The organism is Actinomadura sp. RB99 (assembly GCF_014706005.1).
Classification (GTDB): Bacteria; Actinomycetota; Actinomycetes; order Streptosporangiales; family Streptosporangiaceae; genus Spirillospora.
This window is the reverse complement of sequence record NZ_JABMCA010000038.1, coordinates 63,383-81,973: the sequence shown is the minus strand read 5'-3', so window position 1 is coordinate 81,973 and position 18,591 is coordinate 63,383. Positions and strand designations below refer to the sequence as shown.

Annotated in this window: 19 protein-coding genes and 1 tRNA gene; 7 read left to right on the top strand and 13 right to left on the bottom strand. The window is 71.4% G+C overall.

Going from position 1 to position 18,591, the window contains the following annotated elements:
• Window positions 1-27: 27 nt before the first annotated feature.
• From amrb99_RS29380 to amrb99_RS29365, 4 genes are all read right to left on the bottom strand, one after another.
• A complete protein-coding gene (locus amrb99_RS29380) occupies window positions 28-1,206 on the bottom strand; it encodes a S8 family serine peptidase (protein ID WP_190862082.1) in 1,179 nt (392 codons plus the stop codon).
• A gap of 85 nt (window positions 1,207-1,291) precedes the next feature.
• A complete protein-coding gene (locus amrb99_RS29375; RefSeq protein ID WP_190862080.1) occupies window positions 1,292-1,720 on the bottom strand; it encodes a hypothetical protein in 429 nt (142 codons plus the stop codon).
• A gap of 917 nt (window positions 1,721-2,637) precedes the next feature.
• A complete protein-coding gene (locus tag amrb99_RS29370; protein WP_190862078.1) occupies window positions 2,638-3,093 on the bottom strand; it encodes a hypothetical protein in 456 nt (151 codons plus the stop codon).
• A 136-nt stretch (window positions 3,094-3,229) separates the two neighbouring features.
• On the bottom strand, window positions 3,230-3,853 hold the full coding sequence (locus amrb99_RS29365) for a LysE family translocator (RefSeq protein WP_190862076.1): 624 nt from the start codon (window positions 3,851-3,853) through the stop codon (window positions 3,230-3,232).
• Window positions 3,854-3,951: 98 nt separating this feature from the next.
• Between amrb99_RS29365 and amrb99_RS29360 the strand changes: the two genes are divergently transcribed.
• Window positions 3,952-5,631, top strand: a complete 1,680-nt coding sequence (locus amrb99_RS29360; RefSeq protein ID WP_190862074.1) for a bis-aminopropyl spermidine synthase family protein — start codon at window positions 3,952-3,954, stop codon at window positions 5,629-5,631.
• A 13-nt stretch (window positions 5,632-5,644) separates the two neighbouring features.
• Here amrb99_RS29360 and amrb99_RS29355 read toward each other — a convergent pair whose 3' ends face one another.
• On the bottom strand, window positions 5,645-6,391 hold the full coding sequence (locus tag amrb99_RS29355) for an SDR family oxidoreductase (RefSeq protein ID WP_190862072.1): 747 nt from the start codon (window positions 6,389-6,391) through the stop codon (window positions 5,645-5,647).
• Complete coding sequence (locus amrb99_RS29350) at window positions 6,391-7,086, bottom strand: SDR family oxidoreductase (protein ID WP_190862070.1); 696 nt, start codon at window positions 7,084-7,086, stop codon at window positions 6,391-6,393. Before amrb99_RS29350 ends, amrb99_RS29355 begins: the two co-directional genes overlap by 1 nt.
• Window positions 7,087-7,259: 173 nt before the next feature.
• On the opposite strand from amrb99_RS29350, the gene amrb99_RS29345 reads away from it, so the two are divergent.
• Window positions 7,260-8,312, top strand: coding sequence for a PucR family transcriptional regulator (locus tag amrb99_RS29345; protein ID WP_190862068.1), 1,053 nt, complete (start codon window positions 7,260-7,262; stop codon window positions 8,310-8,312).
• A gap of 56 nt (window positions 8,313-8,368) precedes the next feature.
• On the opposite strand, the gene amrb99_RS29340 is transcribed toward amrb99_RS29345, so the two are convergent.
• Window positions 8,369-9,058, bottom strand: coding sequence for an enoyl-CoA hydratase-related protein (locus amrb99_RS29340; protein ID WP_190862066.1), 690 nt, complete (start codon window positions 9,056-9,058; stop codon window positions 8,369-8,371).
• 54 nt (window positions 9,059-9,112) lie between these two features.
• On the opposite strand from amrb99_RS29340, the gene amrb99_RS29335 reads away from it, so the two are divergent.
• Window positions 9,113-9,706 (top strand): TetR/AcrR family transcriptional regulator, encoded by a 594-nt coding sequence (locus tag amrb99_RS29335; RefSeq protein WP_190862064.1) that lies wholly within the window; start codon window positions 9,113-9,115, stop codon window positions 9,704-9,706.
• Here the strand turns inward: amrb99_RS29335 and amrb99_RS29330 are convergent.
• The 3 genes from amrb99_RS29330 to amrb99_RS29320 form a co-directional block, all read right to left on the bottom strand.
• Window positions 9,695-11,845 carry an MMPL family transporter gene (locus amrb99_RS29330; protein ID WP_206700151.1) on the bottom strand — a complete coding sequence of 717 codons (2,151 nt, stop codon included), beginning with the start codon at window positions 11,843-11,845 and terminating at the stop codon, window positions 9,695-9,697. The two genes, amrb99_RS29335 and amrb99_RS29330, sit on opposite strands and share 12 nt — an antisense overlap.
• A 130-nt stretch (window positions 11,846-11,975) precedes the next feature.
• Window positions 11,976-12,464: a hypothetical protein gene (locus amrb99_RS29325; protein ID WP_190862062.1), complete on the bottom strand. Its 489-nt coding sequence runs from the start codon at window positions 12,462-12,464 to the stop codon at window positions 11,976-11,978.
• Window positions 12,465-12,470: 6 nt separating this feature from the next.
• Window positions 12,471-13,265: a metalloregulator ArsR/SmtB family transcription factor gene (locus amrb99_RS29320; protein WP_206700150.1), complete on the bottom strand. Its 795-nt coding sequence runs from the start codon at window positions 13,263-13,265 to the stop codon at window positions 12,471-12,473.
• Window positions 13,266-13,483: 218 nt separating this feature from the next.
• On the opposite strand from amrb99_RS29320, the gene amrb99_RS29315 reads away from it, so the two are divergent.
• Window positions 13,484-13,954: a hypothetical protein gene (locus tag amrb99_RS29315; protein ID WP_190862060.1), complete on the top strand. Its 471-nt coding sequence runs from the start codon at window positions 13,484-13,486 to the stop codon at window positions 13,952-13,954.
• Window positions 13,955-14,040: 86 nt separating this feature from the next.
• The gene (locus tag amrb99_RS29310; RefSeq protein ID WP_190862058.1) at window positions 14,041-14,646 is read left to right on the top strand and encodes a carbonic anhydrase; all 606 of its coding nucleotides are present in this window, start codon (window positions 14,041-14,043) and stop codon (window positions 14,644-14,646) included.
• Between the two features lie 244 nt (window positions 14,647-14,890).
• Here the strand turns inward: amrb99_RS29310 and amrb99_RS29305 are convergent, their stop codons facing one another.
• A complete protein-coding gene (locus amrb99_RS29305; protein WP_190862056.1) occupies window positions 14,891-15,568 on the bottom strand; it encodes a hypothetical protein in 678 nt (225 codons plus the stop codon).
• Between the two features lie 759 nt (window positions 15,569-16,327).
• Between amrb99_RS29305 and amrb99_RS29300 the strand changes: the two genes are divergently transcribed.
• Window positions 16,328-16,816 (top strand): GNAT family N-acetyltransferase, encoded by a 489-nt coding sequence (locus amrb99_RS29300; RefSeq protein ID WP_190862054.1) that lies wholly within the window; start codon window positions 16,328-16,330, stop codon window positions 16,814-16,816.
• A 108-nt stretch (window positions 16,817-16,924) separates the two neighbouring features.
• On the opposite strand, the gene amrb99_RS29295 is transcribed toward amrb99_RS29300, so the two are convergent.
• Window positions 16,925-17,299: an integrase gene (locus amrb99_RS29295; RefSeq protein ID WP_190862052.1), complete on the bottom strand. Its 375-nt coding sequence runs from the start codon at window positions 17,297-17,299 to the stop codon at window positions 16,925-16,927.
• Between the two features lie 723 nt (window positions 17,300-18,022).
• A tRNA-Arg gene (locus amrb99_RS29290) sits at window positions 18,023-18,094 on the bottom strand.
• Between the two features lie 129 nt (window positions 18,095-18,223).
• Between amrb99_RS29290 and amrb99_RS29285 the strand changes: the two genes are divergently transcribed.
• On the top strand, window positions 18,224-18,586 hold the full coding sequence (locus amrb99_RS29285) for a response regulator (RefSeq protein WP_190862106.1): 363 nt from the start codon (window positions 18,224-18,226) through the stop codon (window positions 18,584-18,586).
• Window positions 18,587-18,591: the final 5 nt, after the last annotated feature.

The window sequence follows — 18,591 nt, the reverse complement described above, 5'->3', positions numbered from 1 at the left end:
GACCCTGCTTGGCGGTCCACCGCCGTTTCATCCCACTGGTCGACCGTGACGAGTTCGGCGCCAGAGGAGGACCAGGCCGCTGATGATGAGTGCTGCCACACCAGCGATGGCGGCGTAGACGGCAGGGGAGATTCCGCTGCCTGAACGATCGGCATGGGTGGTCTGGGCCGCGGGGGCCGCCGTCGCGTTGTGCGCCGCCCCCTGCAACTGGTCGAACCTGTCGTACACGGGATTGGGCGCGTCGTCAGGGACCGGATATTTAGCGGGATCCATGGCGCGGGCGATACGGATGGCGCCGTAGCCGGTCGCCTCGTCCGGGATGGGCTTGTTGATCGGCAGCGCAGTGGCAAGAAGCCGCTGGACGACCGTGCGCCCAGACATGCTCGGATTGCGCGCCCGCACCAACGCCACCGCCCCCGAAACCAACGCCGCGGAAGCACTGGTTCCCGGCGTGCTGCGGTAGATCTTGTCGCCTCTTCCAACGAACACCGATCCGCTCGCGGGGGCCGCGAGGGCGACGTAGGGCTGGCGTTGGGTCTTCTCCCAGGGGCGAAGATCGGATTCGATGCCGCCGACGGCGAGGACTCCCGGACAAGAACCGGGAGCCTCTGGGGAATTGATCGTTGTGCCGCTGTTGCCTGCGCTGGCAACGATGACGACGTCCTTCTTTATCGCGTATCCGATGGTGTCCAGGAGCTTATCCGGACATTGGTGGGGAATGCCGTCTGCTCCGGCCCCGATGGACAGATTGATCACCTTGGCGCCCTTGTCCACGGCGAACCGAATTCCATTGGTGAGGGCTGCGGTGATGCCCACGGGGGAGCCCGGCACGTCCCCGACCGTCACATGGACGGGGAGAATTTTGGCCTCCGGGGCGATCCCGACGTAGCCGCTGTTCCCGCCGCCTCGGCCAGCGATCATGACGGCCAGTGAGGTCCCGTGACCGTCTTCGAAGATGTCCATGTCCTTACGGCCGTCGGTCTTGCCGCCGGCCGTGTCCGTCCCTTCTAGGACGGCACCGGAAAGTTCTGGAATTGCTGCGTCCACTCCACTATCGAGAAGGGCCACCCTGACACCGGAGCCCTTCGACAGCGGCCAGACGGATTTCTGGACGTCCCAGGCGGAGAACCACCATTCATCCTCGCGAGGTTGCAGGTCCGCGGCTGCCGGCGAGGCGGTGGCGGCGACCAGGCTCGTCGCCGCCACAGCGGCCGCGACGCGGTGAGAAGTCCTCACGAGGACTGCCCAGCGCCCAGGTGCCGGTATGACGGTCGATCGCATTGCACGCTGGTCAGGTCCCTTCCACCGGCCGCTTGTCGGCGGCTCCCAGAACGCTCGGTGAGACCTCGGTGTCGTCTTCCCACAGATCCGGAGACTCGCCCGCCCATGCCTGGCGATCGCGCTCTCGATTCCGCTGCGCTGATCCGCCCGCACCGGTCATCGGTCCCATGGCCGCGGATCCGGAGCGTGCCGTGGCGGATTCCTGCAGGGCCTCGGCTTGTGCGGCTGTGGCGGGGTTGAGCGTGCCCCGGCCGATCACGCCGTTTCGGAAACGGCCGTTTCCGAGGGCGCCGTTTGTGCTTGGCCCGCCTATGGGCGGCTCTTCGCCGACGCCGAGGACGTTTCCGCCTCGAGGGACGCCGATCGTGCCGCCTGCGGGGAGGCCGGTGCCGCTGCGGAGCGGGGTCAGGCCGGTCCCACCGGGCATGCCGGGGTACATGGTTCCCCCTCCCGGCTGCTGTGATCCGGCACTTGGCGCGAGCGGTGATGTGGACGGAGAGGCGGAGTCTGCCGGGAGTCCAGGTCCATTGCCGTTCGGGCCGCCAGTCCCGGGAGGGTGAACGCCTGACAGGTCTGTACTGGGGTCCGTGGGATGGGTGACCTCTGGCGAACTCGGAATTGTGCCGGGCTGTACTCCGGGATGGGCCTGACCCGGCGGAGTTCCGTGGCCGGCCGGGTTCCCGAGCCCCGGTGCGGGAGATGCGGTTCCGGGAGAATCGGATCCGGCCGGGCCGTTGGAGGAGGACCCGGGCGAGATTCCATGAAAGCCTCCCGCGCCACCGGCTCCGGATCCTTCCGAGCCACCGCTTCCCGGACTTCCGGAGCCGCCGGAACCTCCGGTCGGCGGTGTGCTGATCGGAGCCCCGTGGCCGCGCCGCCTCATATCGAGCGGTGTGGAGATGCTCGGGGGGATGGCGGTCCAGGTCTCGGTGATGCGTTCGTTCGCGCCTTGCATCCAGGAACGCGCCTCGGCGTCATCCTTCGGCTGGGGCATGTTGTTCTTGTACCAGGCCAGGTATTCGGAGCCGTGGCGTTCGACGGCCGTGCCGAAGTCTCTGGACGCGGCGCCGATCGTATGGCTCGACGCCCACAGGTTTCGCATCTGTTCTTGAGCGGCGGCGGCGTCCGTGCCACTCCAGGCGTTGTTCAGATCGTGACCGATCTGGGCGAGTTTCGGCGTGAGCTTCTCGTAAGCAGCCGCAAAGCGGAGGTAGGCCTCACCGGCCTCCGTAACGGCACCGGGATCACTGGACTTCAGGTGGTGAAGGATGCTCGCTCGGTCGTACCGGCCCGGTGATCCGGTCGGAGCCCCGTCACGCATGAAGTACGTGTACTCGTTCGTCACTTCGACCTCCGTTATCTCAGCGACCCCGGGCCTGGACGTGGCGAGTCCGTGGTGCGGGGAGCGGTGGGATCGGGGGTGTTCTCGAGCTTGATCCGGACGGCGGCGACGCGACGTTCGAGCTCGGATTCGGCGTCGTCGTAGACCTGCGCGGTGCGGCGGAGCAGCTTGATGGTGTTCAGCGCCTCCGCCAGGAACGCGCCGTGTTGTTCGGTCAGCACGGCCCGGCATTTCACGATGCTCGGGACGAGGTTCTGGGCCGCGTCCCAGGTGCCATAGGCCGCGTGAGGGGTGCCGACCGCGCGCTGAAGATCCTCGGTCGCTTGGATGATCTCTTCCAGGTCGGATTCGAGGCGTTTGGCGATGGCTCGGAGGCGGGCGCGGTCGACGCGGAGTCGGCCGGTCTGGTTGAGGCCCGGCCAGTTGCCGTAGGCCCCGGGCGGTACCGACCTCGGATCGACAGGCGGCATTGCGGTGTCCCCTCCAGCTCCCGTCATGCTGGTCCCTCGCGCCGTCGACTCTGTCATACGGCTTGACCGGGCGTCAGGGATGGTGCAATTCGGAGGGGCGGCGTGATCCCATTCGGGCGGCCGGATCTTGGCGACGTCAGGGTTTGGCGGCGAGGCGGAGGCCGAGGCCGATGAAGAGGGAGCCGGTCGCGACGTCGAGGCGGCGGCGGGCGGTCCGGCGGCGGCGGAGCCATTCGCCGATGCGGCCGGCGAGGACGCCGACCGTGCCGTCCACGAGGAATTCGAGGGCGATCAGAATGGCGCCGAGGCAGGTGAACTGGAGCCAGACCCGGCCCAGTTCCGGGTCGATGAACTGGGGGAGGAACGCGATGGTGAAGGTGACCATCTTGGGGTTCAGCAGGTTGGTCACCAGGCCGTTGAGGTAGGCGCGGCGGTTCGAGGGCGCGGCGGCGGGGGCGTCGTCCTGGTCGTTGCGGTGGCGGATGGTCTGGACGCCGAGGAAGACGAGGTAGGCGGCGCCGACGAGGCGGACGGTCGTGAACGCGATCGGGACGGCGGCGAAGAGGGCGGTCAGTCCCGCGGCGGCGACGGCGACGTGGACGGCCTCGCTGGTCGCGACGCCGGCGGTGGCGAGCAGGCCGGCGCGGGGGCCGCCGCGCATGCCGCAGCCGAGGATGAAGAGCATGTCCGGGCCGGGCACGAGCATCGCGATGATCGAGGTCAGCAGGAACGCGGCGAGCAGGTGCTGGTCGATCGGCATGACAGGATCGTGCCACGCCGGTCGTGCGGGGCGCGGCGGCGCCCTCGTCAATAGGATCGGTGCGCACTCGTCCCCGTCGGAACGGATCAGGCCCGCACATGACAGATGGCGACCCGGCGAGCCCGGCTACGGAGGCCGTCCGCGAGTTGCGGGCCGGGTTCGGGATCGACGCGCGGCGTATCGACCGGATCGGGCTGCTGCTCGCCGACGGCGGGTTCCACACGGTCGAGGAGGCCGTGTCGCGGACGGGCACGTCGCGGCGGACGGTGGAGGCGGTGTTCCGGGCGGTCGGGCCGCACCTGGAGGCCGAGGGGGACGGGCGGCGGATCGCGGAGCGGTACGTCGGCGAGTACCGCGAGCTGTTCGGTGAGCCGGTGGACGTCCCGGATCCGTGGGCGGAGCGGGTCCGCCGCGATCCCGCGTCCCTCGCGGAGATGGACGCGCTGGTCGGCGCGGCGCCGCCTCCCGTGCAGGCGCTGGACCATGTGCCGGCGACCGCGGAGACCGTGCTGAAGCGGGCCCGGTTCATGCTGGACGGCTTCGACCTGCGCGGCGCGCACGTGCTGTGCGTCGGCGACCATGATCTGACCTCGCTCGGCCTGTTCGCCGCGGGCGGCGCTGAGGGCCTGCGGGTGAGCGTGGCGGACATCGACGAGCGGCTGCTGGCGTTCATCGACGGCGAGGCGTCGCGGCGGGGCTGGGACGTCCGCTGCTACGCCGCCGACCTGCGGCTCGGCCTTCCGGTGTCGCTGCGGGAGTCGTCCCAGCTCGTCTTCACCGATCCGCCCTACACGCCGGAGGGCGTGGGGTTGTTCGTCGCGCGGGGCCTGGAGGGGCTCGGGGACCAGCGCAACGGGCGGGTGCTGGTCGCGTACGGATACGGGGAGCAGCAGCCGGCGCTCGGGCTGGCCGTGCAGAAGGCGCTGAACCCGCTGCATCTGGCGTACGAGGCGATGCTGCCGGGCTTCAACCGGTATGTGGGGGCGCAGGCGATCGGCAGCACGGCCGCCCTGTACGTGCTGCGTCCCACGAAGCGGACCGCCGGGGCCGTCCGCGCCGCCGCCGAGGATCCGCGCGCCGCGATGTACACGCACGGCGCCCAGTCGGTGGAGGCGGGCACCGGTGCCCTGGACGACGCGGCGGCCGCGCGCGTCGTCGAGCTCGCCTCGGCCGAGGAGCCGCTGCTGGTCGGGGACGGCTGGCCCGCGAAGGCCGCCGGGCGCCGCGTCCCGCTGCGCGAGTTCATGGCGGCTCCGCTGCCGCGCGGGCTCCAGGGCCACGGCACGGTGCTGGTCAACCTGTATCCGGGGTTCGGGGCGTCGGCGGTCCGGGCGCTGCTGGCCGCCAACGCGCCGCGCGTCGGGCTCGTCTGCCGCAACGACCTGCCGTTCCTGCGGGACGCGGAGGGGCAGCGCGAGTTCCGGCGGCTGGTCGGCCCCGGGTACCGGGTCGAGCGCATGCTGCGCGGTATCCCGTCGTCCGGCATGGCGCTCGTCCTGGCCGAGCGGAACGACCGTCCGGCGGACGCCGCCGAGCGGGTTCTCGCCTACATTCACGCGCGCGCGCACGGCAAGGTCGGCAACGGCTGGCGCGAGGGCCTCATCGCGCTCCGGAAGGCGGACGGGCGGACGCTCACGAAGGCCGAGAGCCGCCGGGCCATCGAGTCGGTCGCCGATCGTCCGGCCCTGCTGGAGCGGTCGCTGATCGATCTCCCGGTGCACCTGCTCGCCGTCCTAGAGGCGCAGGTCCGCCGCTCCGTCGAGGCCCTCCCGGACTGACCGGCGCGCCGGCTCACGCGCGGGTGCGCGTCGTGCCGCCGTTGACGTGCAGGATCTGGCCGACGAGCGCGGGCAGCCGGTCGTCGGCCAGGAACGCGATCGCCGCGGCGATCTCCTCCGGGGCGGCGATCCGGCCGAGCGGCACCCGCGCCGCGTACCGGGCCCGGATCTCCTCGCACGTGACGCCTGCGGCCGCCGCGTCCACCTCCATCAGCCCGGTGCCGATGATGCTGGGCGCGATCGCGTTGACGGCGATGCCGAGCGGGGCGAGCTCGCGGCCGAGCGACTTGGCGAGCGCGATGATGCCCGCCTTGGCCGCCGAGTGCGCGGTCGCGTCGGGCCGTCCGGTCACGCCCCATTCGGAGGAGACGAGGACCATCCGGCCGCCGCCGCGCTCCACCATCCCGGGCAGGACGGCCTGCGCGCACGCGAACGTCCCGCCGAGGCTGACGTCCACGACCCGCCACCAGTCGTCGAGGTCGTGCTCGGCGAACGGGGCGAGGGTGGTGTGCGCGGCGTTCGCGACGAGGATCCCGATGTGGTCGCCGGTGCGGCGCTCGATGTGCTCGACCATGTCGCGGACGGCGTCGGGGTCGGACACGTCGGCGGGCGCGGCGACGCCGTCCAGCTCGGCGGCGAGCTCGCCGACGGGACGGTCCGGGCGGTCGTTCAGCGCGACGTGGTGCCCCTGCGCCGCCAGCCGCCGCGCGACGGCGGCGCCGAGGCCGCCGCCGGCGCCGGTGACCAGCGCGAGGGCCATCAGATCACCGCCCCGGCGTTGGGGGACAGGATCTCGCCGGCGCAGAACGTCCCGTCCTCCACCAGGTACGCCGCGGCGAGCGCGATCTCCTCCGCGGACGCCAGCCGGCCCGTCGGCAGGGCCTGGACGAAGGCGGGGCGGCGCCATGGCGAGTCGGGCGGCAGCAGCGGCGTGTCGGTCGGGCCCGGCGCGACCGCGTTCACCCGCACCCCGGACGGCGCGAGCTCCGCCGCCAGCGACCGGACCAGCCCGATCACCGCGCCCTTCGCCGCCGCGTAGTGCGCCTCCGCGTCGCCGCCGCCCAGCGCGAGGCCCGCCGCGACGCCGACGACGGCGCCGTGCCCGCGCTCGACCATCCCGGGGGTCACCGCCCGGCACACGTTCACCAGCCCGCCCAGATGGACGCGGAGCATGCGGGTCCAGTCCGCCCAGGCGATGTCGGACACCGGGACGATCGCGTAGTGCCCCGCCGCGCACAGCGCCGCCTCGATCGGGCCCATCTCCCGCTCGATCCGGCGGACGACCGCGGTGACCTGGTCGGGGTCGGCGACGTCCACCCCGGCCGTGTAGGCGGCGTCGGGGGCCGGGCCCAGGTCGAGCGCGGCCGTCGTCCAGCCGCGTCCCGCCAGCTCGCGCACCATCGCGCCGCCGATCCCGCCGGCCGCCCCGGTCACGAGCGCGACTCGCTCACGCATGCGCACTCCCCATCTCCTGAGCACCCAGGCAAACCCGGCATTAGCCCAGGTGGCAAGGGTCATGGCCGATTCTTGGCCAAATGCACTGCCGGACGCGGGGCTTGCCGTGACCTTCGCCGGAAGGTGGCGCCCGGCCCGTTCGCCCCGCCGGGGCGGGGTGAGAAGGTGACAGTGTGACCAGCGATCCCGCGATGCCGCGCCTCACCGTCCGGCACCTCCTGGAGGTCCCGCGCTTCCGGCTGCGGCTGGTCGCCGGGTCCGCCGGGCTGGACCGGCCGATCCGCTCGGCGCACTCGACCGAGCTGCTCGATCCCGCCCCCTACCTGCGGGGACACGAGGTCGTCCTGACGGTCGGGGCGGCCCTGCGGGACGCGGACGCGTGCGCCGCGTTCGCCACGTCGGTGAAGGCCGGCCGCGCCGGCGCGATCGCCTACGGGGTCGGCGACGTCACCGAGGCCGTCCCGGACGCGCTCCGCCGGCACTGCGAGCGGCTCGGGCTGCCGCTGGTCGAGGTCCCGGACGGGGTCCCGTTCCTCGGCTTCTCCGAGTGGTTCGCCGAGCGGCTCGCGTCCACCCGCGAGGAGTGGGACGAGCGGGAGGAGATCGGCCGGCTGCTGTACGAGATCCAGCACGGGCTGGCGTCGCCGGAGACGCTGTGCGCGCGGGTCGAGGAGGCGGGGCTCGACCCGGCCCTGCTGGTCGCGGTCGCGATGCCGGCCGCGGACGCGCCCGAGGCGTCCGGCGCGCCCGGCGTCCTCGGCCTGGACGACGACGTCGCGCTCATGATCACGGGGGACGAGTACGCCGGGACGGACGTGGCCGGCATCGGCACCCCCGGCCCCCTGCGGGACCTGCCGCGGTCGCTGGCGGAGGCGCGGGCCGCGCTGGACGCGGCGCGCCGCACCGGCGGCGTCGTGCACGCCTCCGGCCTCGCCACGTTCCGGGCGCTGCTCGGACGGCTGGACCCGGAGCAGATCGCCCCGTTCGCCGACCAGCTCGCCCGTCCGCTCGCCGACTACGACAAGGCGCACGGCGGGCGGCTCGTCGAGACGCTGCGCGCGTTCCTCGACCGGGGCGGCGCGGTCGGCGCGACGGCGCGCGCGCTGTCCCTGCATCCCAGCACGCTGCGCCACCGGCTGTCCCGGATCCAGGCGCTGACGGGCCGCGACCCGCTCGACTTCGAGGACCGCGCCGCCCTGGCGATCGCCATCTGGACGTCGCGCTGAAGCCCCGTCCCGGCTCAGGCGCCCGTGCCCGGCCGCGGCCCTCGCGCCCCTGAGCTTCAGGAGCCGAGGGCCAGGCGCGCTTCGTTCCCGGCCGCTTCGTCCTCCGGCAGGGCCCACTGCTCCAGGACGGAGCGGCGCGCGGCGTTCCGCGCCTCGACCGGCAGGCGCGCCACCGCGCCGGCCAGTTCCAGGGCCTGGTCCAGCGCCCGGCCGGGCTCGGCCAGCCGGTCGACGAGGCCGTAGGCGAGGGCCTCGTCGGCGGGGACGCGCCGCGCGGTCAGGAGGATGTCGAGCGCCCGGCCCTGGCCGACGAGGCGGGGGAGGCGCACGGTCGCCCCGTCCAGGCACGGCAGGCCGCGGGCCAGGTTGAGGGTGCCGAACTCGGCGGTCGTGGACGCGACCCGCAGGTCGGCCCAGAGGGCGAGCTCGAAGCCGCCGCCGAAGCAGTAGCCCTCGACGGCGGCGATCACGGGCTTGGCCGGGGGCGTGCGGGTGACGCGCATGGGCGGCGGGCCGTCCGGGGTGGGGACGGGGAAGTCGCCCGCCGCCATGGCCTTGAGGTCGTTGCCCGCGCAGAAGGCGCCGCCGGCGCCGGTGAGGACGATGGCGCGGACCTCCTCGTCGCGTTCGGCGCCGCCGACGGCCTCCGCGAGCGCCTCGGCCATGGGGCCGTCGACGGCGTTGCGGCGGTCGGGGCGGTCGAGGGTGATGAGGTGGACGGCGCCGTGGCGCGCGGTGCGGATCATGCCGAGCGATACTAGATAGATCGATCTAGCGAGAGCAAGGGCTAGGCTGCCGGCATGGGTTCCGACACGCGGGCGCGGCTGCTGGAGGCGGCGGCGCGACTGTTCCGCGAGCAGGGGTACGCGGCGACCGGGCTGAAGCAGGTCACCGCGGAGGCGGAGGCGCCCTGGGGCTCGCTCTACCACTTCTTCCCCGGCGGGAAGGAGCAGCTCGGCATCGAGACCGTCGGCCATTCGGGCGCGCGCTACCTGCGGCTCTTCGAGCTCGTCTACGAGCGGGCCGAGGGAGGCGCGGACGAGGCCGTCCGCGACATGTTCCGGCTCAGCGCCGAAGCCCTGGAGACCTCCGGATGGGCCGACGGCTGCCCGATCGCCACCGTCGCGCTGGAGGCGGCCACCACCAGCGAGCCGCTGCGCCACGCCTGCGCGGACGTGTTCGCCGGCTGGCGCGCCGCGACCGCGCGGCGCTTCGCGTCCGAGGGCATCGAACCCGCGGACGACCTGGCGACCTACGTCTTCGCCGCGTTCGAGGGAGCCCTCATCCTGAGCCGCACCGGCCACGACACCGCCCCGTTGCGGGTGACCGCCGGCATCGTCGCCGAGACGATCCGCCGGCACGGCCCGCGAAGCGGGAACGCGTCAGGCGTGTAGGCGGGGGAGCAGGCGGTCCAGGCGGCGCGGGATCCACCAGTTCGATCCGCCCATCAGGAACATGAGCGAGGGCACCAGCACGAGCCGGATGACGGTCGCGTCGAGGACGACGCTGAAGGCCAGGCCCAGCGCCAGCATCTTCACCACGACGGTGGGCGACGCGGTGAACGACAGGAACACCACCGTCATGATGAGCGCCGCGCTGGAGATGACCCGGCCGGTGACGGCCAGCCCGCCGGCCACGGCGCGGGTGTTGTCCCGGGTCTCGCGCCACCCGGCCGCCATCCGCGACAGCAGGAAGATCTCGTAGTCCATCGACAGGCCGAAGACGATCGCGAACATCATCATCGGCACGTAGGACTCGATCGGCACCCCCTTGGGAAGGCCCAGCACCGCGTCCCCCCATCCCCACTGGAAGACCGCGACGAGCGCGCCCCACGACGCGGCCGTGGTGAGCAGGTTCAGCGCGACGGCCTTGAGCGGGATCATCAGGCTGCGGAAGACGGCCATCAGCAGCAGGTACGCCAGGACCAGCACGATCCCGATGATGATCGGCAGGCGCCGCGCGACGGTGTCGCGGAAGTCGAGCTGCGCGGCCGTGCTGCCGGTGAGGTAGGCCCTCGCGCCGGTGCCGCGCAGGGCGCCGGGCAGCGTCCGGTCGGTCAGCGTGCGGAACAGGTCGGACGTCGCCGAGGTCTGAGGCCCGGTGGCGGGCGTGACGGTGGAGACGAAGAGCGCGCCGTCCGGGCTCGGCTGCGGCTGGGTGGCGCCGGCGACCCCATGCGTCCCCTGGAGCGCGCGCGAGAGATCAGCGCTGATCTGGCTCGCCGGGACGGTCGCGTGCCGGACGTCCGCGACGACGGTGAACGGGCCGTTCGCGCCCGGCCCGAACCCGGGGCCGCCGGCGCCGGCGATCCAGTCGTAGGCGTGGCGGGTGGCGCTGCCGGACGGGTCGGCGCCCGCGTCGACATGCCCGAGCCGCATGGAGAACACCGGCACCGCGCACACGACGGGCAGCACGAGACCGGCGACGAGGAACGTCCACGGGCGGTGCTCGATCATCGCGGCGTACCGGCGCCAGGCATCGTGGCCGCTGGAGGACTCCGCGACGGGGGCGCGGACCGAGAGCCGGTCGATGTGCCGGCCCGCCAGCCCGAGCGCGGCCGGGACGAGGGTCATCGCCGCGGCGGCGCTGACCAGGACGGCGATCGTCGCGGCCAGGCCGAGCTTCCCGATGAACGACAGGCCGCTGGCGTAGAGGCTGAGCAGCGCCACGGCGACGGTGAGCGCCGCGACCGCGACGGCGTGGCCGCTGGAGCCCGCGGTCCGTCCGGCGGCCTCGACCGGCGGGCGGCCGTCGATGAGGTCCTGGCGGAACCGGGTGGTCAGGAACAGCGCGTAGTCGATGCCGACGCCGAGCCCGAGCATGGTCGCGAGGGTCGGCGCGGCGGTCGCGAAGGTGATGACGCCCGCGACGATGCCGACCACACCCGTCCCCACGGCCACCGCGATCAGGGCGGTGACCAGCGGTGTCACAGCCGCCCCGACGCTGGCGAACGCGAGGAGCAGGATGACCAGCGCGGCGCCGATGCCGACGAGCTCGCTCGCGAGGTCGTTCGCGGGCGGCCGGACGATCTGGGTGAAGTCCCCGCCGTACCCGACCCCGACGCCCGCGTCCCGGGCCGGGGCGGTCGCGTCGTCGAGGTGCCTCGTGTACCCGTGGCCGAGCTTCCTCAGCTGCTCGTCGAACGTCGCGGTGGCCGACACCGTCCGGCCGTCGGTACTGGTCAGCGGGGTGGAGAGACCGGTGACGTGCGGCAGCGCGCGCAGGTCGTCGAGGCTCTGGTCGACCGCCTGCCGGTGCGCCGCCACGGTGCCGGCGCCGACGTGGAACACCACGACCCCGCTGGGCCGCCCGGCGGCGGGGTCGGACGCGGCGAGCAGGCCGGCGCCGGTATCGGACTGCGTGCCGGGCAGGCTGACCTGGTCGCTGAAGACGGGGGCGACGGCCTTGCGGCCGCCGAGCGCGGCCACCAGCAGGACGAGCCACGCGGCGAGCACCCAGCCGGGGTGGCGGGCGCAGAACGAGCCGAGGCGGCCCAGGCCGGCGGGGCGGCGGCCGGGCGCGATGGACGACACACGATCTCCCAGCGACGTCGGGACTGGCAGAACCGTATGGTCGGGGCGCCCCGCCACCGGTCCGCCGACCTGCCGCCGATGGCAAAGCCTTGGTCGAGGACCGTCCCCCGCCGCGCTCGGGGCGCGGCGCTCAGAGGCCCGCGGGCGCGGTGACGAGGGACAGGATCTGCTGCGTGTGGCCGGGCAGTTCCGTCTCGGCGAGCCCCGTGAGGAGGTCCCGCAGCGGCAGGGGCTGATCGACCAGGCAGGCGCCGTTGGACAGCAGCCGCGTGGGCACGGGTGTGTCGAGTTCCGCGTCGCTCAACGCCGGCCCGCTGAGCGCGCACAGGGCGTCCGCCTGCCGCCGGACGCGGTCGCGGAGCCCGGCGCCGCCGCCCGCGAGCGCGATGACGCGGTCGATGGTCCAGGCGTCGAGCGCGACGCGGTTGTCGTACGCGGTGTGGACACCGGACGCGACCGCCGACGCCGCCGCGATCGTGGCCGACGTGATGAGCGAGACGTGCGCCAGGATCTGGTCGGCCGTCCACTCACCGGGCGGCGGCGCCGCGACCGCCCCGTCCACGGTGACGGCGGCGTCGAGCAGCCCTCGGTAGGCCGCCTCAAGCCGGGTGCTCTCCACGGGACGTCACATCTCCCAGGGGGCCTGCGGAAGGACGTCACCGGTCTCGAGCAGGGACTTGAGGTTCGCCAGCACGGCGGGCCACCCCTGCGAGATCCCGTTCAGCATCTCCTTGTCGGGCAGGTTCTCGTGGGTCACCGTCAGCCGGACGATCTCCTCGTGCGGTTCGACGAGGAACGTGACCACCGACGGCTCCCGCTCCAGCTCGGCGTCCGGACGGTCCTCGAAGGTGATCACGAGACGGGTCGGCGGCTCCGCCTCCAGGACCCGCCCGACGACGTCGACGGCCCCCGAACCGTCCGTGCGCCGGTGCTCCCAGGACGACCCCGGCTGCCAGTCGGAGACGTTGGCGTGCCCCCAGTAGCGCGCGGTCAGATCGGCGTCGGTCAGCGCGCGCCACACCTGCTCGGCGCTCGCGCGGATGTAGGTGACGTACACGTAGGTCGGCACGGATACGGCCGTCTCGGTCATGGCGTACTCCTCGGCTTGGTTCCGGATGGCGCTGAGCGCTTCCAGCCGCGGCCTCTCGAACTCCGCGATCCAGCGCTGCTCGATCTCGTGGATCGGTGCCGGGTTGAGGTAGTGCAGCCGTTGCCGCCCGCGCCGCACCACGGTCACGAGGCCGGCGTCGACCAGCACGTTCAGGTGCTGCGTCGCCGACTGGCGCGCCATCTCCAGGCGCTCGCACAGCTCGCCCAGCGTCTGCCCGTTGCGCTCCCGAAGCCGGTCGAGCAGCAGCCGTCGGGTCGGATCGGCCAGCGCCTTGAAGGCCGCGTCCATCGCAGTGGCTTCCCGATTCACGTCACCCATTATGCAGGCATTCACCTGCATAATGTCAATCACCGGCATCGCCGCAGCTCAGAGTGTCCAAACGCCAGCGCTAGCCGCCTGGCCCTGTGGTCGGAGGGCGACGCCGACGTCTCCCGGGGTTGTTGGTGGTGACTTTGGGTAATGCATGCTCTACGATTAGCTACATACAGTGATATTCGGTGGCTTGGCACCAGGGTTCCGAGGATCGGATGGACACCAGGATGGCGACCTGCCTCACCCGCACGACACGCCTGCTGGTGCTGGTGCTCGCCCTGCTGCTCACCGGCCACCTCGCCGCCAATCCCGACGGGCACCACGAGACCGCGCGCCTGCCCCTGGCGGGCTCCCAGCTCGAACAGGCCGCACGGTCGGAGGCCTTCGCGAAAGGCGTCGCGTCCGTCGCCCTGATGGCGGACACGATGGCCGCCGCCTCCCATGGAGGGAAGGACGCCCACCCCCGCTGGTGCACCGCAGGCCAATGCGAGCGAGGCATCGCACCACGCCAGCGACTCGTCGGCGAGGCCCCGACCGTCGCCGGCTGCCATCCCGGCGCGGCCGCGTCCGAAGCGGGCCTAGAACGCGGGGCAGGGCTCTCGCGCTCATCGCTGGGGAGATGGCGTGCCCAGCCGCATTCGGCGCGTTCCTTGACGCCGTCATCGCTGCAGATCTTCCGACTCTGATCAAACGCCACGCGCCCGGGGCCGAGCCCTGCGCGGCGCGATGTCGCCGATGATCCCCTCATTCCATCGACCGTGGGAGACCCGCCATGGAGTCGCTGATCCGGCATGCCCGCACCATCACCCCGCACCCGTCCACGAGCCCCCGTCCCCAGACCGCAAGGAGCACCGCGGCGCCGCAACGACCCGAAGCGCTGTTCATCGCCTGCTCCGACGCCCGCGTCTCTCCGGCCTTCCTCACCGGAGCCCGACCGGGCCAGCTCTTCGAGCTGCGCAACGTCGGCAACGTCGTCCCGCCCCACCGGCCCGGCCGCCCCACCGGTGAAGCCGCCACCATCGAATACGCGGTGTGCGTCCTTGGCGTCACCGACATCGTGGTCTGCGGCCACTCCGACTGCGGAGCCGTCCGCACGCTGAGGCCCGGGGGCCTCTCCATCAGCGCGTTCACCACCTGGTGGTGGCTCACCCGCACCAACCAGCGTCCTCGCCGCCCCGCGGCCCCAACGCCGGCCGATCCCGGGCAACTCCACCTCCTGGCCCAGCTGGAGAAGCTCCGCCGCTACCCCAAGGTCGCCCGCGGCCTCGCCCACGGCCGCCTGCGCGTCCACGGCTGGTTCTACAACCTCTCCGACGGCCGAGTCCTCGTCGCCCCCACCGACAATCCCCCCTCAACCACCACTTTCGCCCCACTATGACGTCCAGACCAGGCCAAGACGGGCGCCGTCGGCCCCTCGCCCGCGTAGAAGCCGGCGGCCTCGACCTCTGACCACCCGGTGGCCCGGCGGATGCCACACCGCCGGGCCGCCGCAAGGATTCATCGAGCGGCGACCTATCGCGAAAAGGGCCGTACATGGCCCGAACGACCGGCTCAGTCATTGTCGTGCGATGCCGTCCGTCAGCGACTCTCCTTTAGAGAGCGCCGCCCGTACGTCCGGCCCCCTAGAACCATGCCTTCTTGAGCGCTATGTCGTCACTTTCTCGGGCTCTCTTCTTGAAGTATGTGGCACGCCAGAGCGGACCTTTCGTGCTCACATCAAGAACGTTTCCTCGCTGGCACTGAAAGAGAACGGGACGTCCGTTGATGTATTCTTGCACGCCTTCAGGATGGTGTAGGCAATGATCGCCGTTGGCCAGTTGGAAGGCCCAGAGTGTTTCGGCGCTCTCCTTTCCCGCTGATGGCGGGGATGTCGTGTCCGTGATGTTGTGCGGCGGTCCGTCCAGGCGCGCTGCTCGGGCGTGCTCCCAAGGGGCGCCGACGCAGATGATCTCCTTTCCTTTCAGATCTTCGAAACCGTCGCCGAAGGAGGGTTCAAAGCAGGGGTCTTCGACCGTGTGGTCGCTCAAGAAGCAGCGGTGGGTGTTCGCAGCGAACTTGGCTCGGGAGGGCTGATCGCAACCCGCTGTGAGTGACGGATTCCGTATGTCCTCTCCGCGCCCCTCCCATGGATCGAAGACATGCAGGGCGGTCCGCTGCGGTTCCGCCGGATGAAAGTGCGCATAGGCCAGTTTGCCACCGGTAATCGCGAGGCCCGCGATGCCTGCGAGACCGGCTATGACCGCGATGATGTCGGCCGCCCGCTTGCCGCGCGAGGTCGTCGGCTGTTGCGCTGTGCTCACGACGTCAACATGAGCGAGCGCCATAGGAGCGTCAAGGAGCAATTGCGGCCACACGCGATCATGTATCTGGCGGTGGTTGATACTCCGTAGGAATCACAGGGCGTGCTCGACGGTTTCTTTGATCTTGCATCGCACCGGTGGGCGAAGGTCGTGAAGCCCGCAGTGCTGCGAGCCCACTGCCGCTCTGCCACGCGCCGGCAGTTGCGGTCAGGTTGATGGAGGTGCCCTTGGCCATGAAGACACCGCGCTGCCGGAATCCACGAGAAAAGCACGCTGCCGACCTGCTGGCACCGTGCGCACGTGCCGGGTGCGCCTCACCGATCATGCCGGAGTGGGTCGCCGCGAACTCGTCCAAGTGCTCGTCGGCCACGAAGAAGGGGCCCGCGCCTGTATTGAAGCTGCCAGTTCAGGTGACGTCGCGCGACCTGATCTTCCCACTCGTCAGGCGGTCGCCCTTCACCTCGGCGCTCTGTAAAGAGCCCTTCGCATATGGCCCGGGCTGACCTGGTGAGATGACCTCGGTGCTGTTCCACGTATGTTCCGTGAACGGCGATGAACGGTGGCTTCCGCTGGCACACGGCCGCATATACAAGGTTCTGACCGGCAGGAACGCTGCCGCTGGTGTCGTTTCGCGGTTGGCCCCTGGCCCCGCGCTGAGAGTTGATGCTTGGCGAACTCGATCGCGTCGTGAAGACGTCCGGCGTTAGCGTTAGCCGGCCCCGCCACCGCTGGGTCACCGGAGAGCGAGAGGTAGTGCTCATGCCCGACATCACGGTGTCGCTGACCGTCCGCGACCTGACCCATGAGGATCTTCCCTCGTGCGCTTGGTCCGGGTCTGCCACTCACCTGGTGAGCATGGCCAAGGCTCTGGATCGGGCCGCGCGTGGCGAGGTGGACTACCTCGCCGTCTGCACGCCTTCCGGTCTGCCGGTGGCGGTCGGCGGAGTCGACTACGCCAAGACGCCCGGCGCGGGAACCCTCTGGCAACTGGCCGTGCATGAGGCGTTGCAGTCGTGCGGGATCGGCACCATTCTGATTCAGGCTGCCGAGCAGCGGATCCGCGCTCGCGGGCTGGACAGCGCTGAACTCGGCGTCGAAGAGAGCAACCCGCGGGCCCGCGCCTTGTATGAGCGGCTCGGCTACGTCGCCTACGGGAGCGCGCCTGACTCGTGGGAGGTGGGGGGTCCGGACGGAACCACGACCCGATACGAAACGATGTGCACGCTGATGCGCAAGCCGCTGCCGTAGTCCGGGGTAGACGGCCGGCGCCCCCGAGGCCGCGACTCCGACGTATAAGTTGTCTCCCCCGATGGTGGAGCCGGGGCGGCCGTCCAGCACGTCGTCCATACGCTGGAATCAGACGTCGTCGAATCCGGCGACGATCTTGGCGTAGATCTTCTGCAGCACTTCGAGGCTGTAACCCGCCCACTCGGCCACCTGAGGGGCCGGGACGCTGGCATACAGGCGCCAAAACACGCCACCGTGGCGAAGGTCGTACGGGCGGCCCAGGACGGATGACTTCCGCTCGTCAGAACCCAGGCCGATCACGCGGGCACGCTGCCAAACGCGCCAGTACGTCGAGGGATGGATGATCCCGCCATTGACGGAGCGGAAGAGTCGGCCCTCCGGCACGACGCCGAACCGACGGATGTGCTCGCGAAGCAACTCGACCAGCTCGGGGCGGGATGCACACCACGCGGACTTCGCGGCGACCGCGGCCCTTGAGGCCACGGTCCTTGTGAACCTGGCCGCTGCCCGTTCAGGCCTTGCCGGCAATGGGCTTGTTGTGGGCGAGGATGAGCTTGCCCCAGCCACTGGACGGTAGATGTGAGTCCTTCTTGCCTCGAAGAGGCCGGCCCTTTTCAACTCGGTCAAGCGGCGGCTGGCGGTGGCCTTGGAGCGTTCAGGGCTGAGGCGAGGCGGGACGTGGTGGCGTCGAAGGGGTGGGGCTTGCCGTTGCGGTGGGCGCGGTCTACCGCGGCTGTATAGAGGCGCCAGGCTTCGGCCGAGATGGTGTCGGCGAGGCGGCGGCGTCCGGCCCAGACCATGTCGAGGGTCTAGGCGGAGACGGGGCGTAGCGTTCGCTGGTCTCGTGGGGGCGGTGTAGGACGCTGCCTGCTCGTTCGGCCAGGAAGCGGCGGCGGGCTGTGGCGGGGGCTCGGCCGCCGTCCAGGCCGTGGGGCATGAGGGTCTCGTACATCGCCCACGTCCAGACGGCCAGGCCGCTGTGGTCGGGGGAGTAGATGAGCGAGCGCGGGATCTGGACGTGGCCGCGGGGCGCCCTGGCGCGCGTCATCGGCGGCCTCGATCGTGGGGCGCCGGGATGTCTGTTTCACAGTGAGCCCACAGATGGCGGCCATTGGCGGCGGCTGGTTGCACAGGGCTGCACAAATGGAAAAACCCGTCCGGCCTGTTTTCCCAGGTCGTAACGGGTTTCTGCTGGTGATCTGTGGGTGCCCCCTGCAGGATTCGAACCTGCGCACACGGCTCCGGAGGCCGTTGCTCTATCCCCTGAGCTAAGGGGGCCCTTGCGTCGCTGTGCGGCGCGTGTTGAAGGTTACCAGGGTTGGCGGGGTGACGCGTACGTGGACGTTCGCCGTGCGTTCCAGGGTGGAGTCGACTAACTTCGAGGCCGTGACCGAGCCTCTGGGACGCGTGCTGGTCGTCGACGACGACGAGGTGATCCGGCAGCTCATCGCCGTGAACCTGCAACTCGAGGGGTTCGAGGTCTCGACCGCGGTGGACGGTCAGGACTGCCTGGAGAAGGTGGTCGAGGTGCGGCCGGACGTGATCACGCTGGACGTGATGATGCCGCGGCTGGACGGGTGGGTGACGGCGGTCCGGCTCCGGGAGGACCCGGGGACCGCGCACATCCGGGTCGTGATGATCACGGCGCGGGCGCAGGAGCACGACGTCAGGCGCGGGCACGAGATCGGTGTGGACGCCTATGTGACGAAGCCGTTCGACCCGAACCAGTTGATCCAGACGGTGCGGAAACTCGCTGCGGTGTCCAGATAGTGGTC